14 protein-coding genes are annotated in these 16,536 nt (G+C 34.1%); 2 read left to right on the forward strand and 12 right to left on the reverse strand.

Annotated features, from left to right (window positions below):
• Window positions 1-143: 143 nt before the first annotated feature.
• The 12 genes from Q4Q16_RS03120 to Q4Q16_RS03175 form a co-directional block, all read right to left on the reverse strand.
• Complete coding sequence (locus Q4Q16_RS03120; protein ID WP_303346197.1) at window positions 144-2,108, reverse strand: hypothetical protein; 1,965 nt, start codon at window positions 2,106-2,108, stop codon at window positions 144-146.
• Between the two features lie 423 nt (window positions 2,109-2,531).
• Window positions 2,532-3,626, reverse strand: a complete 1,095-nt coding sequence (gene fbp, locus Q4Q16_RS03125; protein WP_303346199.1) for a fructose-1,6-bisphosphate aldolase/phosphatase — start codon at window positions 3,624-3,626, stop codon at window positions 2,532-2,534.
• A gap of 128 nt (window positions 3,627-3,754) precedes the next feature.
• Complete coding sequence (thiI, locus tag Q4Q16_RS03130) at window positions 3,755-4,909, reverse strand: tRNA uracil 4-sulfurtransferase ThiI (protein WP_303346201.1); 1,155 nt, start codon at window positions 4,907-4,909, stop codon at window positions 3,755-3,757.
• Between the two features lie 189 nt (window positions 4,910-5,098).
• Window positions 5,099-7,795: an alanine--tRNA ligase gene (gene alaS / locus Q4Q16_RS03135; protein WP_303346203.1), complete on the reverse strand. Its 2,697-nt coding sequence runs from the start codon at window positions 7,793-7,795 to the stop codon at window positions 5,099-5,101.
• 225 nt (window positions 7,796-8,020) lie between these two features.
• On the reverse strand, window positions 8,021-8,296 hold the full coding sequence (rpl12p, locus tag Q4Q16_RS03140) for a 50S ribosomal protein P1 (RefSeq protein ID WP_303346205.1): 276 nt from the start codon (window positions 8,294-8,296) through the stop codon (window positions 8,021-8,023).
• A gap of 64 nt (window positions 8,297-8,360) precedes the next feature.
• Window positions 8,361-9,371, reverse strand: a complete 1,011-nt coding sequence (locus tag Q4Q16_RS03145) for a 50S ribosomal protein L10 (protein ID WP_303346207.1) — start codon at window positions 9,369-9,371, stop codon at window positions 8,361-8,363.
• A complete protein-coding gene (locus Q4Q16_RS03150) occupies window positions 9,371-10,009 on the reverse strand; it encodes a 50S ribosomal protein L1 (RefSeq protein WP_303346209.1) in 639 nt (212 codons plus the stop codon). The genes Q4Q16_RS03145 and Q4Q16_RS03150 overlap by 1 nt, the downstream gene beginning before the upstream one ends.
• Before the next feature lie 179 nt (window positions 10,010-10,188).
• A complete protein-coding gene (locus Q4Q16_RS03155) occupies window positions 10,189-10,671 on the reverse strand; it encodes a 50S ribosomal protein L11 (RefSeq protein WP_303346211.1) in 483 nt (160 codons plus the stop codon).
• Entirely contained in the window at window positions 10,671-11,141 is a 471-nt protein-coding gene (locus tag Q4Q16_RS03160) for a transcription elongation factor Spt5 (RefSeq protein WP_303346213.1), read from the reverse strand. The genes Q4Q16_RS03155 and Q4Q16_RS03160 overlap by 1 nt, the downstream gene beginning before the upstream one ends.
• A 245-nt stretch (window positions 11,142-11,386) precedes the next feature.
• Window positions 11,387-11,566, reverse strand: coding sequence for a protein translocase SEC61 complex subunit gamma (locus Q4Q16_RS03165; RefSeq protein WP_303346215.1), 180 nt, complete (start codon window positions 11,564-11,566; stop codon window positions 11,387-11,389).
• Between the two features lie 117 nt (window positions 11,567-11,683).
• Complete coding sequence (ftsZ, locus tag Q4Q16_RS03170; protein WP_303346217.1) at window positions 11,684-12,820, reverse strand: cell division protein FtsZ; 1,137 nt, start codon at window positions 12,818-12,820, stop codon at window positions 11,684-11,686.
• 123 nt (window positions 12,821-12,943) lie between these two features.
• On the reverse strand, window positions 12,944-13,516 hold the full coding sequence (locus Q4Q16_RS03175) for a pyruvate kinase alpha/beta domain-containing protein (protein ID WP_303346219.1): 573 nt from the start codon (window positions 13,514-13,516) through the stop codon (window positions 12,944-12,946).
• Between the two features lie 82 nt (window positions 13,517-13,598).
• Here Q4Q16_RS03175 and Q4Q16_RS03180 point away from each other — a divergent pair, with 82 nt between their 5' ends.
• Both Q4Q16_RS03180 and Q4Q16_RS03185 read left to right on the forward strand, forming a co-directional pair.
• Entirely contained in the window at window positions 13,599-14,459 is an 861-nt protein-coding gene (locus Q4Q16_RS03180) for a coenzyme F420-0:L-glutamate ligase (protein ID WP_303346221.1), read from the forward strand.
• Window positions 14,460-14,643: 184 nt separating this feature from the next.
• Window positions 14,644-16,533 (forward strand): nucleoside-diphosphate sugar epimerase/dehydratase, encoded by a 1,890-nt coding sequence (locus Q4Q16_RS03185; protein ID WP_303346222.1) that lies wholly within the window; start codon window positions 14,644-14,646, stop codon window positions 16,531-16,533.
• Window positions 16,534-16,536: the final 3 nt, after the last annotated feature.

A 16,536-nucleotide genomic window follows, 5' to 3' on the forward strand; every position in this document is an offset into this window, starting at 1 on the left:
TAAGTCAAAAATTTTTCAGCACAAAATCAAAAAAATTAATTTTGGCGGACACCCTTTAACGAAAAAAAATAGTATAAAAAAACAAGACAAAAAAAAAATATCTTCGTTGCTTGTTTTTTTATTTAAATCTGATTTAATCAGTTTTAATATTCTTCCTTACTGCGTTTTCTTACCCTATATCCAACAATTATCAATATTAATGCAATTGCAATCACGGCAGCTATTTGAATGTAATTTACATTTCCTTCGATTTTTTTAGTTACTTCATAGGATTTTTGATTATCTAATTCAGATTGACCACTGCCGCCTGCACCGCCAGAAGATGAAGAAGCACTAGCAATCTCTATACCCGAAGAACCATAATAATAATAAGTTGAATTTAAATCTCCGCTGCGAGATTGTGAATTACTATGATTAGGATTGTTTCCAATGATATTAGATTTATTGTGACTATTATTCTTCCCAATTAAAGAGTTACCATCATTATTTAACCATCCCAATCCGAAACCATTTCCTTTAAAAGGATTATTTAAATAATTCTTCAAGCTATTAGGATATTCATTACTGCCCATTTTAAGAACAGGTTTAGACCCATCAGTATTATTAATAATAATATTACCAGTTCCACCACCAATAGTTGCTGCACGATTACCACCATACTTACGGCCTTTTAAAATATTATTCGCAATAATCGAATCAACAACACTAGATCCTCCCCCACTTTTTAGTGAGACAACATAATCACTATTTGTTGAGACATTATTATACTGAATATTGTATGTATGATTTCCACTGGTGGTTTGAGAATAACTTATTCCATAAACATTAAAACCTTTCTCAAATTCATTTACAGTATTTACGATGATAGTATTATTCATTATTTTATCATCGGAGTCCTGTACTTCAATTCCGGCAACTAAAGCCCAATTATGTTTACTGGCAAAACCTGTAACATTAATAAAATTACTAATAATATCAAGTTGAGTTACACCAAAAAAATTTTGAGAATAGATTCCGATATTAGGTCCATTACTATAACTAGTAAGATTATTAAAAGCAATTAGAATATTTTCCGCCTGCCCAGTTACTTGAATTGGATAAGCAGTACCGTGTGCCTCTTTACCTCCACTTGTACGAATATGAATATTATTGCCGTAAATTACAACATTATTAGATAAATACAAATCCAAACCATACAAATAATTAACATCACCTTTCTTTGTAATGTAATCATTTTCAATGATTGTGTTGTTTTCTATTGTTGAATTATGACATGCATAAATCAATACAGCATCCAATGTAGGTTCTCCCTGAGCCACACCATTAACAGCACAACGAATATAATTATCAGATAATCTTAGATTGTGGCATGAGTCTGCTGCCAGACCTGCAACAGCATCCATACTAATTCCACCATATATTCCAGCCGTCCAATTAACCGCCCTTAATGGAAGCTGGCAGTCAATAGTATTTCCAGAAACAATTGCATCCAGAGTATGGATTAAAACAATCCCATAATTATAACCACTAACTAAAGCATTGCCCTGCATCTTAACAGTATTATTAACTAATTTAACATCAGCCAAATCTTCATTCAAACCATTTGAATAGATTCCGAATCCAGTACAATTTTTAGGTACAGTATAATCAATAGTAACATTGTAAACTGTAACATTATTGCCTCCAATCAATATTCCAGCACATTCATTATCACTAAATTCCTTATCTAAGACAAAGTTCAAATTAGTTAACATCACACCATCAGCTTTAATGTTAAAAATTGTATTGTTAAATAATGTATTCCGTCCAGTGATTTTAGTATTAGGTGAATCGATAGTAAACACTCCGTTATCTACGAATTTACCACTAAAAGTTATGATTTTACCACCATACTCCTTTTTTAAAACATTATCCTGATTAAAATACATCTTATAATTCTTTTGATTAACAATAACATTACTAGTTGATTTCAGTTCGTCAGAAAAGACATTAGAAGAAGAATAAGACTCAGCATTACTAATCCCGACACCAGCATCACTTGCATCATCTGCAAAAGTTAAATTACCTTCAACATCAGTTGAAGCAGAAACAAAACTAATGCAAGACAATAAAATACCAAATATCAAAATTAATAACAAAAATTTATTAATTTTCAATTTAAAATCCCATCCTTACAATTTATAATGCGCCAATAGCAATAACCTATTAAGCGCAAAATATATAAAGATAAATTTAATAAAAATCCTAAAAATTATCATACAATAATCTTTAAAAATTATTAAATATACTTTATATAATTTATATTAAAACAAAACTGTTATTAATAATTTTTTATAAAATTGATGAAATTCCATAAATCCTGCCATATGACCAGCAGCTAAAAAATTAAATATGCATTTAAATGACCATTCAATGAAAAATAATATCCTCTTTATTAAATTTCAAATAAAAATCAGCACAGACTATTAAAAATGATTTCTGCAAAGGCAATAAAAAATAAAAAAAAGAAGAGATGTTAAAATCTCCTAAATTTAATCCATATCTTCAAATCTGGATTCTAATTTTTTCATTACACCAGGCAATGAAGTGTATTCCATTTCTTCAGAAGGCAATCTGTGTGGTTCAAATGGACCATGTCTTCTGAGGTAACTTGCAATGTTGGCTGCTTGTTCACGAGCAGGGTCAAATGCAGGATCATCAAATAAGTCAACAGGACCTATTAATTGTCCGTTGGACACTTGGAAACCTAAACCGACTACTCTAGGAGGTCCGTCAAATCTAATTGGATTTGCTTCTGCTTCAGACACAGGCATTAATGGACCGTTGTGGGATCCCCTCATCCATCCGCTTACGATGTGAGGGAATGCAAATGGATCTACACATTCACCGTTTGCAGGAAAACCGGATTGTGCTCTTACAATACATACAGGGTCATCTTTACCGACATATTCACCAGCCATTAAGTTTAACCTTTCGGTACTTACTGCAGCTGCAATTTCGCCGTTTTTCTTCCATACTCTTTTAATTACGTATCTTCCGGTAGAACCGATTAATGCAAGCAAGTCATACATTTCTTCAGGACAGTTTAAGACAACTTTTTTGTGTTCGATTACATCAAACACTTCAAATTTAAATCCTTCATGTAAGCTTGGGTCAATTACGAGACCTGCAGTATTGAATGGATCTGCAAAAATTCTAAATACAGGCAAGTTAAATGCACCAGGTTCAGTTTTGTCACAGCAGAATATGAGTACCGGATCAGACGGCCTTTCTTCAAATTCAATTTCCGCTACACCAGGACCCATACCTTTGATGTTTCCAGAAAAGGTGTCGGATAACAAGTCCTGACCTGCACCATATAATTTTAATTCACGTGCTCTTTCAGTAGCTTTCATAAATGCATTATATGCTGTTTTATGAACTTCTTCATTTTCTTCCCCTTTATCGTGAGTCATGATTAAATCTATGTCGTCTCCGCAACGGGAAATAAAGTAATCTTTTATGATTCCATTTTCTAAAGCTTCGTTTAAAACTTCATCACAAATATCTATTAATTCAGGGTGTGCTACACAATGTCCAGACACACTACCAATATCAGCTTTAATTACACTAACAGTAGTTTTCATTTTAATAACCTCGGATTAGTAAATAATATTTACTATACATGTATTAATTATATATTGTATAGTATTTAATTATTATGTATACCAGTTAATAATTTTAAAATAATGTTAAAAAAAGTAAAAATGAAAACTTACTCAAGTTTTCTAATGGTTTTAAAAGCTTTTTTAAGCTCCTCGTCCTGATTCATATCTTCACAAGCTATTTTAACACGATTTAAATCTGCATGTGTTTCGGGATATTTTGGAACAGCACTGCATCCACCATCATCAATTTTGGATATTTCAAAAGTTCCGATTTTTTTGGCAATTTCTGCGATTTCCTCTTTATCAAGACCTATCAGTGGAGACAGAATCGGCATTTCAACACCGTATCTTGTGGCCAGAATATTTGATAAAGTCTGTGAAGCCACCTGCCCCACACTGCTTCCATCAACAATAGCATCGGCTCCAAGCTTTACTGCTAATTTTTCTGCAATGTGATACATACCAGATTTGCACAACACGCAAGTCATTTTTTCAGGAGCCTTTTCTTTGGCTGCTTGCAAATATTGCCCATATGGAACAACACGTTTTTTAATAGGAACTCCTTTTGCATATTCATTTAACTGGTCAACTAACCTTTCAAAAAGCTCACTGGCCTTAGAAGTAGTAAAAGGCTCATTATCGCAATTAAGAGCTATAACCTCACATCCTCTCTTCATCATCATGTAAGCAGCTACCGGAGAGTCAATTCCACTTGATAAAAGCACGACAACTTTTCCCTGTGTTCCCAAAGGAAGTCCTCCAGGTCCTTTAATTTTTTCATGGAAAATATAAGCATCCCCATCCCTTATTTCCACAAAAATTGTCAAATCAGGATTTGTCAAATCAACAGGCGCCAGAACAACACTTCTCACTACCCCTCCACAGTGAGCAGCCATTTCCTGAGAGGTGAAATCATGTTTTCCGACACGACGGCATTTAATGGCGAATTTAGTATCCTCATCCAATAATCCCATACTGACCAGGCTTTCAGTATACTCGGTTAATGTTTCATCAATATCATCATAACTGGCCTTGGTTGAAGTTGCAGGAGAATATGATACAACACCAAAAACCTTGTTTAATTTTTCAATCCCCTGATTGAAGTCTTCAGGAAAAATATAAATTCTTCCCTGGTTTCTCTCAACCCTGCATTCAAAAGAGGCTTTAATATTTTTAACCAGTTTTTTTTCAAAACGAGACCTTATTTTTGGACTTTTTAATCCAATTTCACCATATCTGGCAATAATTAAATTATGATTCATCTAAACAACTCTTTTAATTTAATACACACTTAAAATGCAGCAATCCCTTCAATGTCGGTTTTTTGAATATAACAGCAGTGTAATTTATAATTTTAATACTATAAAAATATGGCTTTTAAAACAATGCTGATAAGTCAACATGAGTTTAAAAGCACAAATTAGGATGCTGTTAAGAAAAAGGATAAGAAATTATCCTTTGATTAAATCAACTGCAACCTGAATAGCTTCATCCATCTTATCATTATTTTTACCTGCACCCTGCGCCAAGGTTAAACGGCCTCCGCCGCCACCGCCCAATACTCCTGCTGCAGTTTTAATAATCTCATTAATCTTAATTCCATTATCAATTGCATTTTGAGAAGCAGCTCCAACGATTTTACCATCATTATTTCCAATGACAACCACATCTGCCTTTCCACTATCCGTAAAGTCTGTTGCTATTTTTTGAAGTTCCTTAAAATCAGCTTCCATCAACTCGGATACAACTTTCAAACCGTTGATTTCGTCATAATCATCAGCAAGAGACTTCATTTTTAAAGAAGCTATTTGGGATTTTAATCTGTCGATTTCGTTTTTCTGCGCTTTCCATTCACTGAAGAACCTGTCACATGTTTTCGGAAGCTGATCCTTTTCGACTTTGAATATGGAAGAGCTTTCCCTTAAAATTTCATTATCATATTGCATCGAGTCAATTGCAGCAAGACCTGCTGAGAAATCAATTCTTTCAACACCGTCCTGGACCCTTTCAGTTTTATTAATCTTGATTGGTCCGACAACACCTGTTCTTAAAACATGTGTACCTGCACAAGCCTGAACATCAACACCTGGGATTTTGACAACACGAATCATTTTACCCGGAACAATACCTCCCTGGTAGAGGACAAATCCATACAGTTCCTGTGCTTCATCTCTTGAATGGAACTGGATATCCAAATCAATATTTTCCATTACATATTCATTAGCCAGCTTTTCAATTTCATTTAATTCTTCCTGAGTGATGCGTTTGTAATGAGACAAATCAATACGGGCTCTTGTAAGTCCGTTTTGAGAACCTGCCTGCCAGATGTGCTGACCCAATACTTTTCTTGCAGCTGCAATAACTAAGTGGGTTCCTGTGTGGTGGCGCGCAATTGTTATTCTTCTTGTCCAATCGATTTTACCTACTGCTGTTTTGCCCACAACATCCTTTGAAATATCTCCGTCAACATGATGCAATACAACATTGTTGACTTTTTCGGCATATCTGATTTTAAAGACCTTACCTTCAATTAAAACTTCCCCAATATCTGAAGGCTGACCTCCCCCTTCAGGATAAAATGAAGTTTTATCAAATATCAAACATGACTCATCCTCTTTTTCGACTAAACCTAAAACTTCTGCTTCAAATTCTTGTTGGTAGAAATCTTTATAGAATAATAAATCAGTTTCAGGGAAATCTACTTTGAAAGTGGATTTTTCAGCTGCAGTTTCTTTTTCATGAGCTCCGGCCACTTGAGTAAAGAAGTTGTCAGGAACATTTACTGAAAAATCATCACCGGCCATTTCAACCACTGTTTCCGGAGGAATTCCATGCGCATCATACAAATCAATCAGCATGTCAAGAGGCATTTCATCTTTGCCTTCTTTTTTAAGTCTTTTAATTGATCTTTTAACAATGCTTCTTCCTTTTTTAACTGTTGCAGCATATCTTTCTTCTTCCAGGGCGATAATATTCATGATATGCTCTTCGCAGTCACGGATTTCCGGATAGAATTTGGATAAGAAATCAAGCTGTATCTCCATTACATCGGCAAGAGATTCCTTCATGTTTAACTCTTTCATAAAGCGTATTGTCCTTCTTAAAACCAACCTTGCCAAATATCCCTCTTTTACATTAGACGGAATAATGCCGTCAGCAAGCATAAAAGCAAGACAACGGGTATGGTCTGCAATAATATAAATTGCTTCCATCGGCTCTGCAGCCTTTAGGTAGTCCTCTAAAGAAAGGCCTAAACTATCTGCAACCTGTTGGCGAAGTTCCTTTAAATCCCCAATATCTTCAATATCCATCATTCCTGCAATTTGAGCGTTTCTTCCCTGAATATCTTCATTAATTTCAACACCGGTCAATTCTTTTAATTTGTCAACAACAGGTGCAAAGCATGCATCATATGCAGTAGGAGTTCCCTGTGAAATCCATGCAATTCTCTCAAGACCATAACCGGTATCCACAACCTTAATTGGAATTTCCTTTTTAGATCCGTCTTCTAAAGTTTCATATTGGATGAAAACAAGAGTTGCAAGTTCCACACCCCTGCAGCATACCTCATAACAAGGCCCTTCATTACCTCCGCCGGCCCACCAGGACTTAATGAATGTGATTTCTTCTGTGTTAATTCCAATAGATTTGAAAAATTCATGACAGAGCCTGATGGTTTCATCTTCCCAGTAAACAAATTCATCTTCAGTATTTATTACTGTGTGTGACCCCATTGTAAAGCAGGTCATGTGACGACCAGTTCTTCCGACATTGTCCACATCGTTTAACCGAATGGACGGCTGAGCTATTTCCAGAGGGTTTGCAGGAGCCTTAACAAGTCCGGAGGTAACCCACGGTTGGAAACAGAAAATTGATGCACCAACTAAAAATACATCATCCCTCCATCTTTTAGCTAAAACAGGATATCTGTCAATAGCTACATGCCCTTCGCTTTCTAAAAATTCTTTAAAAACTTTTTGGATTTCATATAAATTGTATGGTTTATCAGTAGCAGGATTTGCAATAAAGCCATACTCATCACATGGAGCATCTCCACAAGTGTCTCTGTCAACCTGGGAGTAAAACTCCTGTCCACAAGTTTTACAAGTCTGCAGTTTATAACCAAGTTTTTCAAAAATTTCTACCATATGAATCAGTTTAATTATTTATTAGTATAAACTATGATTTTTGTTAAATAAATATATTAGTGAAAAAATCAGTATAAATTAAAAATTGATGTATTGAAAATGAAAATTAAATTATGAACCTGATAAAAATAAGTTGCCTGTTAAATGATAAAACGAAAATAAGAATCAGTTGAAATTGTAAAAAAATAGCAAATAAAAAAAAGAAAGGTGATAGATTTAAAAAATCTATCCGAAGAGAGCACCTAATCCAGCTGCTGCTTCTTCTTCAGAAGCTTCTTCTTCCTCTTCTTCTTCCACTTTTTCTGCAGCTGCAGGTGCTGCTGCCATTGCAGTAGTTTCCATAGCTTCGTCGATGTCTACATCTTCTAAAGCTGCAATTAAAGCTTTGATTCTAGCATCTTCAGCTTCAATTCCTGCTGCTTCAATAATACTTTTAACATTTTCTTCGTTAATCTCTTTTTCTGCACTGTGCAAAATCATTGCCGCATATATGTATTCCATGTTATCACCATTAATTTTTTAAAGTGTTAGTTTTTTATAATAATAAAAATTTTAATCAATTAATTTAACCGAAGAGAGCTCCTAACCCAGCTGCTGCTTCTTCTTCACTACTTTCTTCTTCTTCCTCTTCTTCCTCTTCTTCTTCAACAACATCTTCAACTACTGGAGCAGCTGCTACAGCAACATTAGAAAGTTTTTCAGCTAATTCATCATCAATAGCGCCGGCTACATCAGCAACTTCAGATGCTAAAGCTAACATTTTAGCTTGTGCTAAACCGATAATCGGTTCAGAAGTTTCAGAGGTCATAATTGCTCCTGCAACACCAACATTTACAGCTCTAGTGTATGCGAGAGTAATAATAGTGGAAATAGTTTCATCAGTAGGAATTGCTGCGTTTACAGATAAATTAAATGCATTTCTGAATGCATTTTGAACGTCAGCTAATGTTTGTTCTTCGTCGATTGCAAGTACGTCGGAAGTATAAATTGCTTCATCTTCATATACTGCTTTTAAATCCATTCCTACTTCCATTGGATTGATATCCATTCTGGATAAGGTTGTTGCTACTTGTTTAGAAACTTCTTCACCTGCTTTTACAACAACAGTTTCTTTTTGTACGCAAATTTTACCTTTATCAATTTTAGCAGGAATTCCAACTTGTTGTAATTCACCTAAGAAAGGACCCGGTTCAAAACCAGTGTCTCCTTCAGGTACAATAATATCGTCACTAGCAATAGTTCCCGGTTTTGCAGGAGCTTCGGTTTTGCTGTCTTCCAATATTTTGTACAGTTTAAAAGGATTCATTTCAGTTGCGATAAGTGCAACTTGACCATCCATATGTTGGGATAAATCAACAATGTTGTTTTTATCAGCATTACAATCTTTAAGAGCTAATTCAATAAGATTAATTTTAGACATTCTGATAACAGCATTATCTTTGAGAGATTTTCTCATTTCTTGAAGCTGTTTTGCAGGAATGTTCATTAAATCAACAATACCTATTACATCATATTGATCAATGATGCTTTTTAGCTCTTTAACTTCTTCCTTTTTCCATTCAGCAACATGAGCCATTAGATCACCCTCACTACTGGTCCCATAGTTGTTTTTATAAACATGGACTTGATTTGACTTCTTCCTTTTTCTAAATTGCGGTCTAAGACTGTAAGAACAGTTTCAACATTTTCAGCTATAGCTTCGTCTGACATGTCTTGGCTTCCAACAACGATTTGAATACTAGCTTGTTGTTTTACGCCAACTTTAACAGTACTTTGTAATCTATCTAAAAGAGGGTCCAATTTGATGCTTGCAGGTACCGGTTTTGGCATTTTGCCACGAGGTCCGAGTACTGGACCTAAGAACCTACCAACAAGTGGCATCATATCAGCTTGAGCCACTAAGAAATCAACAGAGTTAGCCATTTTTTTAGCTGCTTTTCTGTCTTTTCCTAAAGATTCCAAATCTCCTTTATTAATTACAGTGTCAAGACCAGCTTCCTTAGCTTGAACAATGAGTTCCCCATCAGCAATGACTCCGATTTTAACATCTTTGCCACGGCCGTTAGGAAGAGTAACTTCCTCATTAAACCTATTTTCTGGCTTTTTGACATCTAAGTCACGGATATTAATAATAATATCTACGGACTCAGTGAAGTTTCTCGGCTTAGATTGTTCTTTTGCCTCCTTCACCGCGTTAATTACATCTTGTGTCATATTAATCCCCCATGAACATTACGTTCATTGGATATTTTTTTGGTTTCATGAGTATCGATTACAAGAAAAAAATTCTTCAACGATTGCATGAATTAAAAACAGTATATCAATTATAACCGTAATTATAACATCATATACACTGTATTTATTAACTTAATTTAAATTTAACAATATGATATCTATCCTAATAAGATATCATCATATTTTCCAGCATCAACATCTTTTTGTGCTTCTCTTGGGTCTTTACCATCAACAGATAATCCCATACTTACACAGGTTCCCATAACTTCTTTGACACCTGCTTTATAATCATTTGAAAGTAATGAATCAAATTTCATTCTTGCAATTTTAAATGCAGTTTCAATTGGTAAGTCATTAACAATGTCTAAACCTGGTTCATGAGAAGCTTTTTCGATGCCTAACTCTTCCATGATAAGAGCAGTTGTAGGCGGAGTACCGATTTCAATTTCGAAATCTTTAGTATCACGATCAACGATGACTTTAACAGGCACTTTCATTCCTGCGAAGTCAGCGCTTTTCTTATTAATCTCTTCAACTACTTGCATCATGTTAATACCGAGAGGTCCTAAAGCCGGACCTAATGGTGGACCAGGAGTTGCAGTTCCACCTTCGATAAGAACTTCGACTGTATCTTTAGCCATCAGTCAGCCTCCTTTTGAATTATTCTAATTTGATCAGCTTTAACAGTGACTGGAATAGGCACTGCAGCTTCTATTAACTCAAGAACGACTTCTTCACGTGATTCATCAATACGAACCACTTTTGCTCTTTCTCCTTTGAAAGGACCAGAAATAAGTTCGACAATACTTCCCTTTTGAATAGAGGAGATAATCGGCTCTGGTTTCAAGAATCTTTTCACTTCCTCAAAAGTGACAGTGGCATTACCTCCAACAACCCCTCTTAAATGTTGTACTTTTAAATCAGGATTTCTAAGATCTATCTTTGTTGAAGATTCAACTAAAATATACCCTTTTAAAGATTCTGGAACAAGAATTGAGGAAATGCCAATACCATCAATGGTTTTAGCTTTACGTGCTAAAAGTCTAGCAACATTCCTTTCTTGACCTGCGGATGTTTTAAGAGCATATATGGAACTATTAATATCTTCCATAAAAAATTCACCTATTTTTAAAATTTTTTCTTGTTAATAAAATCATACATTAAGTTAAAAATATTATAAAAGCCATAATTTCCAAGAAATGCTGTCTTGAAAAATAAGATTTCTATAATATCTATATATATATAAATAATAGTATTTAAAAGTTTTCAAAAAAATGATAATTTTAAATAAAACAACATATTACTAAAAAAATTTTACTACAATTTATGAGATTAAAAAAATAAAAAAGAATAGTTTTATATTCCAATTAAAGAACCTAATAAAACTATAACAAAACCGATGACACCAATGACAGCCACTCCTAAAGCAGAAATTTTTGCCAATTCAAGATATTCTTTACCATCAGGTTTTTTAGCAACTTTTAATACTCTTTTACTGTCTTTAATAAATTTATTAAAACTTTCTCCAACATTCATTTAAATACCCAAAATTAAGAATTTTTATAAATTATAATAAAATAATAGTAATAAAATGAATTTTAATTTAAACATTAATAAATGTTTGCATTTTTATAAAAAAATAAAAAAATGGAATTAGAAGATTCCATCAATGAAATCATCTAATTGATCGTCAGCTGATGCATCTTCGGTTTTTTCTTCAGCATACTCAATTTCAGGAGTTGAATCAATTTCATAATTAGATTTGATGCCTGAAACAACAACAGTGGTCCTAACAGTATTTTGAAGGCTTTCATCAATTTGGGTACCCCAAATAATATTAGCTTCAGGATCCAACTTATCAGCAACAACTTGAACAATCTTTTCAGCTTCATGTAATGTTAAGTCAGAACTACCGGATATGTTAACTAATGCACCAGTAGCATTTGAAATATCAATATCCAATAATGGACTGCTTAATGCTTCATGTACAGATTCTAAAGCTCTATCACCAGTATCAGATTCACCCATACCAATCATAGCCATTCCTGAACCGCCCATGATACTTCTAATATCTGCAAAGTCCAGACTTACAAGACCTTTTTTGGTAATTAGTTCTGTAATGCCTTTAACAGCCCTTCCTAAAATCTCATCAGATACCATGAATGCCTTGTTCAGTGGCAAATTAGGTGCCACTTCCAATAGCTTATCATTTGGAATTACAATAACAGTGTCAGCAGATTCCTGAAGTTTTTCTAAACCCTGTTCAGCATTTTCTCTTCTTTTAATACCTTCTGCTGAAAACGGCATAGTAGCTACAGCAACGGTCAATGCCCCTAATTTTTTAGAAAGTTTGGATATTATTGGTGCTGAACCGGTTCCGGTTCCTCCACCAAGACCGCAGGTGACAAATACCATATCTGCACCGTCCAATTCGTCTCTGATTTCATCTTCACTTTCTTCAGCGCATTCTTCACCAACCGATGGTTCTCCGCCAGCTCCCAATCCTTTAGAGGTTTGTCTGCCTAAAAGGATTTTTTTAGAGGATTGACTATAAAATAAATCTTGAGCATCAGTGTTTACTGCGATTGTTGTTGCACCTTCGATACCCATTTCGTTTAATCTTGAAATGGTGTTGTTTCCTGCTCCACCAGCACCAACAACAAATATATTAGTTTTAGCTCCTTTAATCATCTCTATAAGATCATCATCAATATCAGAAGAGAATTTATCAGGAGCATTTTCTTCCATTCTTTGTTCGGATTCTTTGATTGCATCGTCTATAAATTTCACAAATTAACCCCACATACTCTGCTTTAAAATAATTGTTAAATATCTTTATTTTTACTTATATTTAAATGCAACTAATATTTAATTTGATATTTTCAAAATCTTTGTCATGAAAAATAATTAAACTTAGTCTCTGGGCATTGCTATAATCTCATGAATTTTTAAATCAAACAAATTTTTTGCATTGACCGGCGTTAGAATAACCGCACTGTCCACACCATGGGCTCTGCCACCAACAGCCATTATTTCCTCGCCGACAGGAATTAAACCTGCGTCGGCAGCCATGATTGAAATTTCGGCACCGACTTTTATACCGTGAGAAAACATTCTGAAAGTGTCTGCCACAACGTCCAAAGGAGAATATCCTCCGTATTTGTTGGTAACTCCTCTTGCAGCGCCGCTAAATGCATGACTTCCAAAGTATGTTTTAATTCCGACGCATTCAAGTTGTTCAATCATTTCCTGTGAGATATCTGATTCATTAGCTCCGCTAAATCCCATATGATGTGTCACATTAATTATTTCAACATCCTCACCAACGGCATCATATAATTTTAATGCTGATTCGCCTGTTGCGGAAGCTATCAGAATCCTTTTGATATTTGGAGAGATTTCCAATTTGTCCTTAATGGCCATTATTAATTCATCTGTATAGTCATTACCTTCCTTATCAAAATATGTAATAAATTTTCTTGTCATGAGCAACACCATAAAATAGATAATTATTTATAAATATCCTTATTATTTAATATTTATTATATCAAATTTAATAAAGATTTTTATGAAAAGTAGTAATCTAGAAAATGTAAAGCATGTGATTAATGGAGATTACCTTGTAATTCCTATTGAAACAGGCTATATTAAACCTAATGACAGTTTGGACGTTATTATTGAACCTGCAAAAGAACTGATGGAAAACAATGATTATCTTGTAATAGCCGAAACTCCTGTTTCGGTTTCACAAAATAGACTGGTTGACGAATCAGAATATGAACCTTCACTGACTGCGAAATTTTTAACAACAGTCTGGAGCAAATATCTGTGGGGATATGTTCTGGGTCCTGCCTTAAAAATTAAAAAGCGAACAATAAAAAATTTAAGAAAACTGCCTGAAGAGACCAAAGCGCATAAAGAAGTCATTCTGCAATTATACGGATTGAAGCATGCTCTAAAACCAGCTTCAGAAGCAGGAGTTGATTTAAGCAATGCTCCTGGAACTTATGTTTCTCTGCTTCCGGAAAATCCTCAAAAAGTCGCAGAAGACATTAAAAAGGAAATCGGAAAAGAAGTCTGTGTGATGATTATTGATACCGATGCGACTTATATGAAAAATGGAAAATACTTTACCGGACTTCCAACAGCCATAAACGGCATTGATGCAGATAAGGGATTTTTAGGATATGTCAAAGGTCAACTATGCGAAAATATGGGATCCACCCCAATTGGATGCAGTGAAATAATTGATGTTGAAACCGCACTGAAAATAGCCAATATTGCTGAAGATTATCAAAAGTCACTTTCAACCGAGATGAAAACAATACATAGCGTCAAATCATTGCTCGGCAGCGAAATCGATGAAGTGACAATGGAAGACCTTGATTCAATTGTTCACACACCTGCAGTAATAATTAGGAAAATCTAATACATAATATCCATAATTATGACAAATCAATAATTAAAAAGTATGTAAATGGCCAATAAGCCAATATCCTGCCGAAAAATACTTTTAAAGAAAGTTTTATATTAAATAATTAACATAATAAATAGTGCTTATACTTGATAACTTATAAGTTATATTATACATTTAATAGAAAAGGATGATTTTTATGAAAATGGACAATCTTGGAAAATATCGGAATTTTTTATTGCCATTGATGGATTGTGTTTCTGTAATTTTAGGATATTACCTCATATCTGTTTTAATTACCGATTCATTTTTAATGAATCCAATAATGATAATAACAAGAAATGAAATTTTAATCAGCATTATACTAGCAATAATTGTTTTGCAGATAATTTTCAGATTAACAAAAAGATATTCCAACATCGTCCGTTACGAGAATAACCAAGACTACATATTATACATCCTTTTTTCAGTAACAAGCCTGATAATTGTTTCTCTGATTGAAGAGGCATTCTTAAAAATGAAAACTCCTTCAATTAAATTCAATCTAAGTGTTGGAATATTAATAGGAATCATAATTGTCGCATACCATTTGGTTATAAGATATGTTTTACTGTCCTACACTGCAAATAAAGGAATCCATTATGGGGAGGAAAACAGGGAGAAATTGTTGATTATTGGTGGAGGATACTCTGCAAATGACATTATCAAAACATTGAATTCAACATTAAAGGGAAGATATGAAATTATTGGTATTATCGACGATAACAGAAAACGCATAGGATATACCGTTGCCGGAGTGAGAATCATAGGCAGCAGAAAAGATATTGTAAGAATATGCGACAAGTACCAAGTGGATTCAATATTTTTCACCATAGTCAATATTGACAATAAAAATAAAAAAGAAATATTGGAAATCTGCAGCAAAACAGATGCCGAAGTAAAAGTTTTACCAGGTTTGAGAGAACTAATCTCTTCTGAAAATTTATATAACAGCCTAAGAGATGTTGAAATTGAAGATTTGCTTGGAAGAGATCCGGTAGAGCTAGACAACAACAATATTAAAAGTTTAATTAATGACAAAGTTGTTTTAGTAACCGGCGGAGGAGGATCCATCGGAGAGGAACTTTGCAGACAAATCATGCTCAACAATCCTAAGCAGTTATTAATGTTAGACATATATGAAAATAATCTCTACAACATTGAACTAGAACTTAAAGACAAATATCCCAATAATGACATCAAAGCCATTATTGCAAACATTAGAGATGAAAAAAGAATATTTGAAATATTTGAGGAATACAGTCCGGAAATTGTTTTCCATGCAGCTGCACATAAACATGTTCCATTAATGGAAAACAATCCGACAGAAGCAATTAAAAATAATGTATTTGGAACAAATAATCTCGTCAATGCCTGTGATAAATATCACACCAAACGTTTTATTTTAATTTCAACCGACAAGGCAGTTAATCCAACAAACATAATGGGAGCTACAAAAAGACTCTGTGAAATGATTATTCAGGCAAAGGATAAAGAAAGTGAAACTGAATTTGTAGCTGTCCGTTTTGGAAATGTTTTGGGAAGTAACGGGTCTGTCGTGCCATTGTTTAAAAAACAGATTGATGCCGGAGGTCCTGTAACTGTAACTCATAAGGACATTACCAGATTTTTCATGACAATACCTGAAGCAATAGCTTTAGTATTGCAGTCAATCACCTATGCTAAAGGCGGAGAGATATTTGTATTGAATATGGGCGATCCAGTTAAAATTTATGATTTGGCCAAAAGTTTAATTGAACTGTCAGGACTGACTCTTGGAGAAGATATTGAAATTAAAATTACAGGCCTGAGACCCGGAGAAAAATTATATGAAGAAATATTAATGGATGAAGAAAATCTCGAAGAGACAGGACATGAAAAAATATTCATTACAGAACCGATGGACTTTACAATGGATGACGTTAATGAAAAACTAACCATTTTAAGAAATCTTATTGAACAGGACATTACAGATAAAACATTAATCAAAGAAAGTATGAAAAAATGTGTTCCGACTTACAGAGAATCTTCTGATGTTAACGGAGAGTAATAA

Origin of the sequence: Methanobrevibacter sp. (genome assembly GCF_030539875.1) — an archaeon.
GTDB lineage: Archaea > Methanobacteriota > Methanobacteria > Methanobacteriales > Methanobacteriaceae > Methanocatella.

Excerpts from the sequence above, each read along its gene's own strand:
- fbp (WP_303346199.1), bottom strand. The coding sequence starts at position 3,626 with ATGAAAACTACTGTTAGTGTAATTAAAGCTGATATTGGTAGTGTGTCT.
- thiI (WP_303346201.1), bottom strand. The coding sequence starts at position 4,909 with ATGAATCATAATTTAATTATTGCCAGATATGGTGAAATTGGATTAAAA.
- alaS (WP_303346203.1), bottom strand. The coding sequence starts at position 7,795 with ATGGTAGAAATTTTTGAAAAACTTGGTTATAAACTGCAGACTTGTAAA.
- rpl12p (WP_303346205.1), bottom strand. The coding sequence starts at position 8,296 with ATGGAATACATATATGCGGCAATGATTTTGCACAGTGCAGAAAAAGAG.
- Q4Q16_RS03145 (WP_303346207.1), bottom strand. The coding sequence starts at position 9,371 with ATGGCTCATGTTGCTGAATGGAAAAAGGAAGAAGTTAAAGAGCTAAAA.
- Q4Q16_RS03150 (WP_303346209.1), bottom strand. The coding sequence starts at position 10,009 with ATGACACAAGATGTAATTAACGCGGTGAAGGAGGCAAAAGAACAATCT.
- Q4Q16_RS03155 (WP_303346211.1), bottom strand. The coding sequence starts at position 10,671 with ATGGCTAAAGATACAGTCGAAGTTCTTATCGAAGGTGGAACTGCAACT.
- Q4Q16_RS03160 (WP_303346213.1), bottom strand. The coding sequence starts at position 11,141 with ATGGAAGATATTAATAGTTCCATATATGCTCTTAAAACATCCGCAGGT.
- Q4Q16_RS03165 (WP_303346215.1), bottom strand. The coding sequence starts at position 11,566 with ATGAATGTTGGAGAAAGTTTTAATAAATTTATTAAAGACAGTAAAAGA.
- Q4Q16_RS03175 (WP_303346219.1), bottom strand. The coding sequence starts at position 13,516 with ATGACAAGAAAATTTATTACATATTTTGATAAGGAAGGTAATGACTAT.
- Q4Q16_RS03180 (WP_303346221.1), top strand. The coding sequence starts at position 13,599 with ATGAAAAGTAGTAATCTAGAAAATGTAAAGCATGTGATTAATGGAGAT.
- Q4Q16_RS03185 (WP_303346222.1), top strand. The coding sequence starts at position 14,644 with ATGAAAATGGACAATCTTGGAAAATATCGGAATTTTTTATTGCCATTG.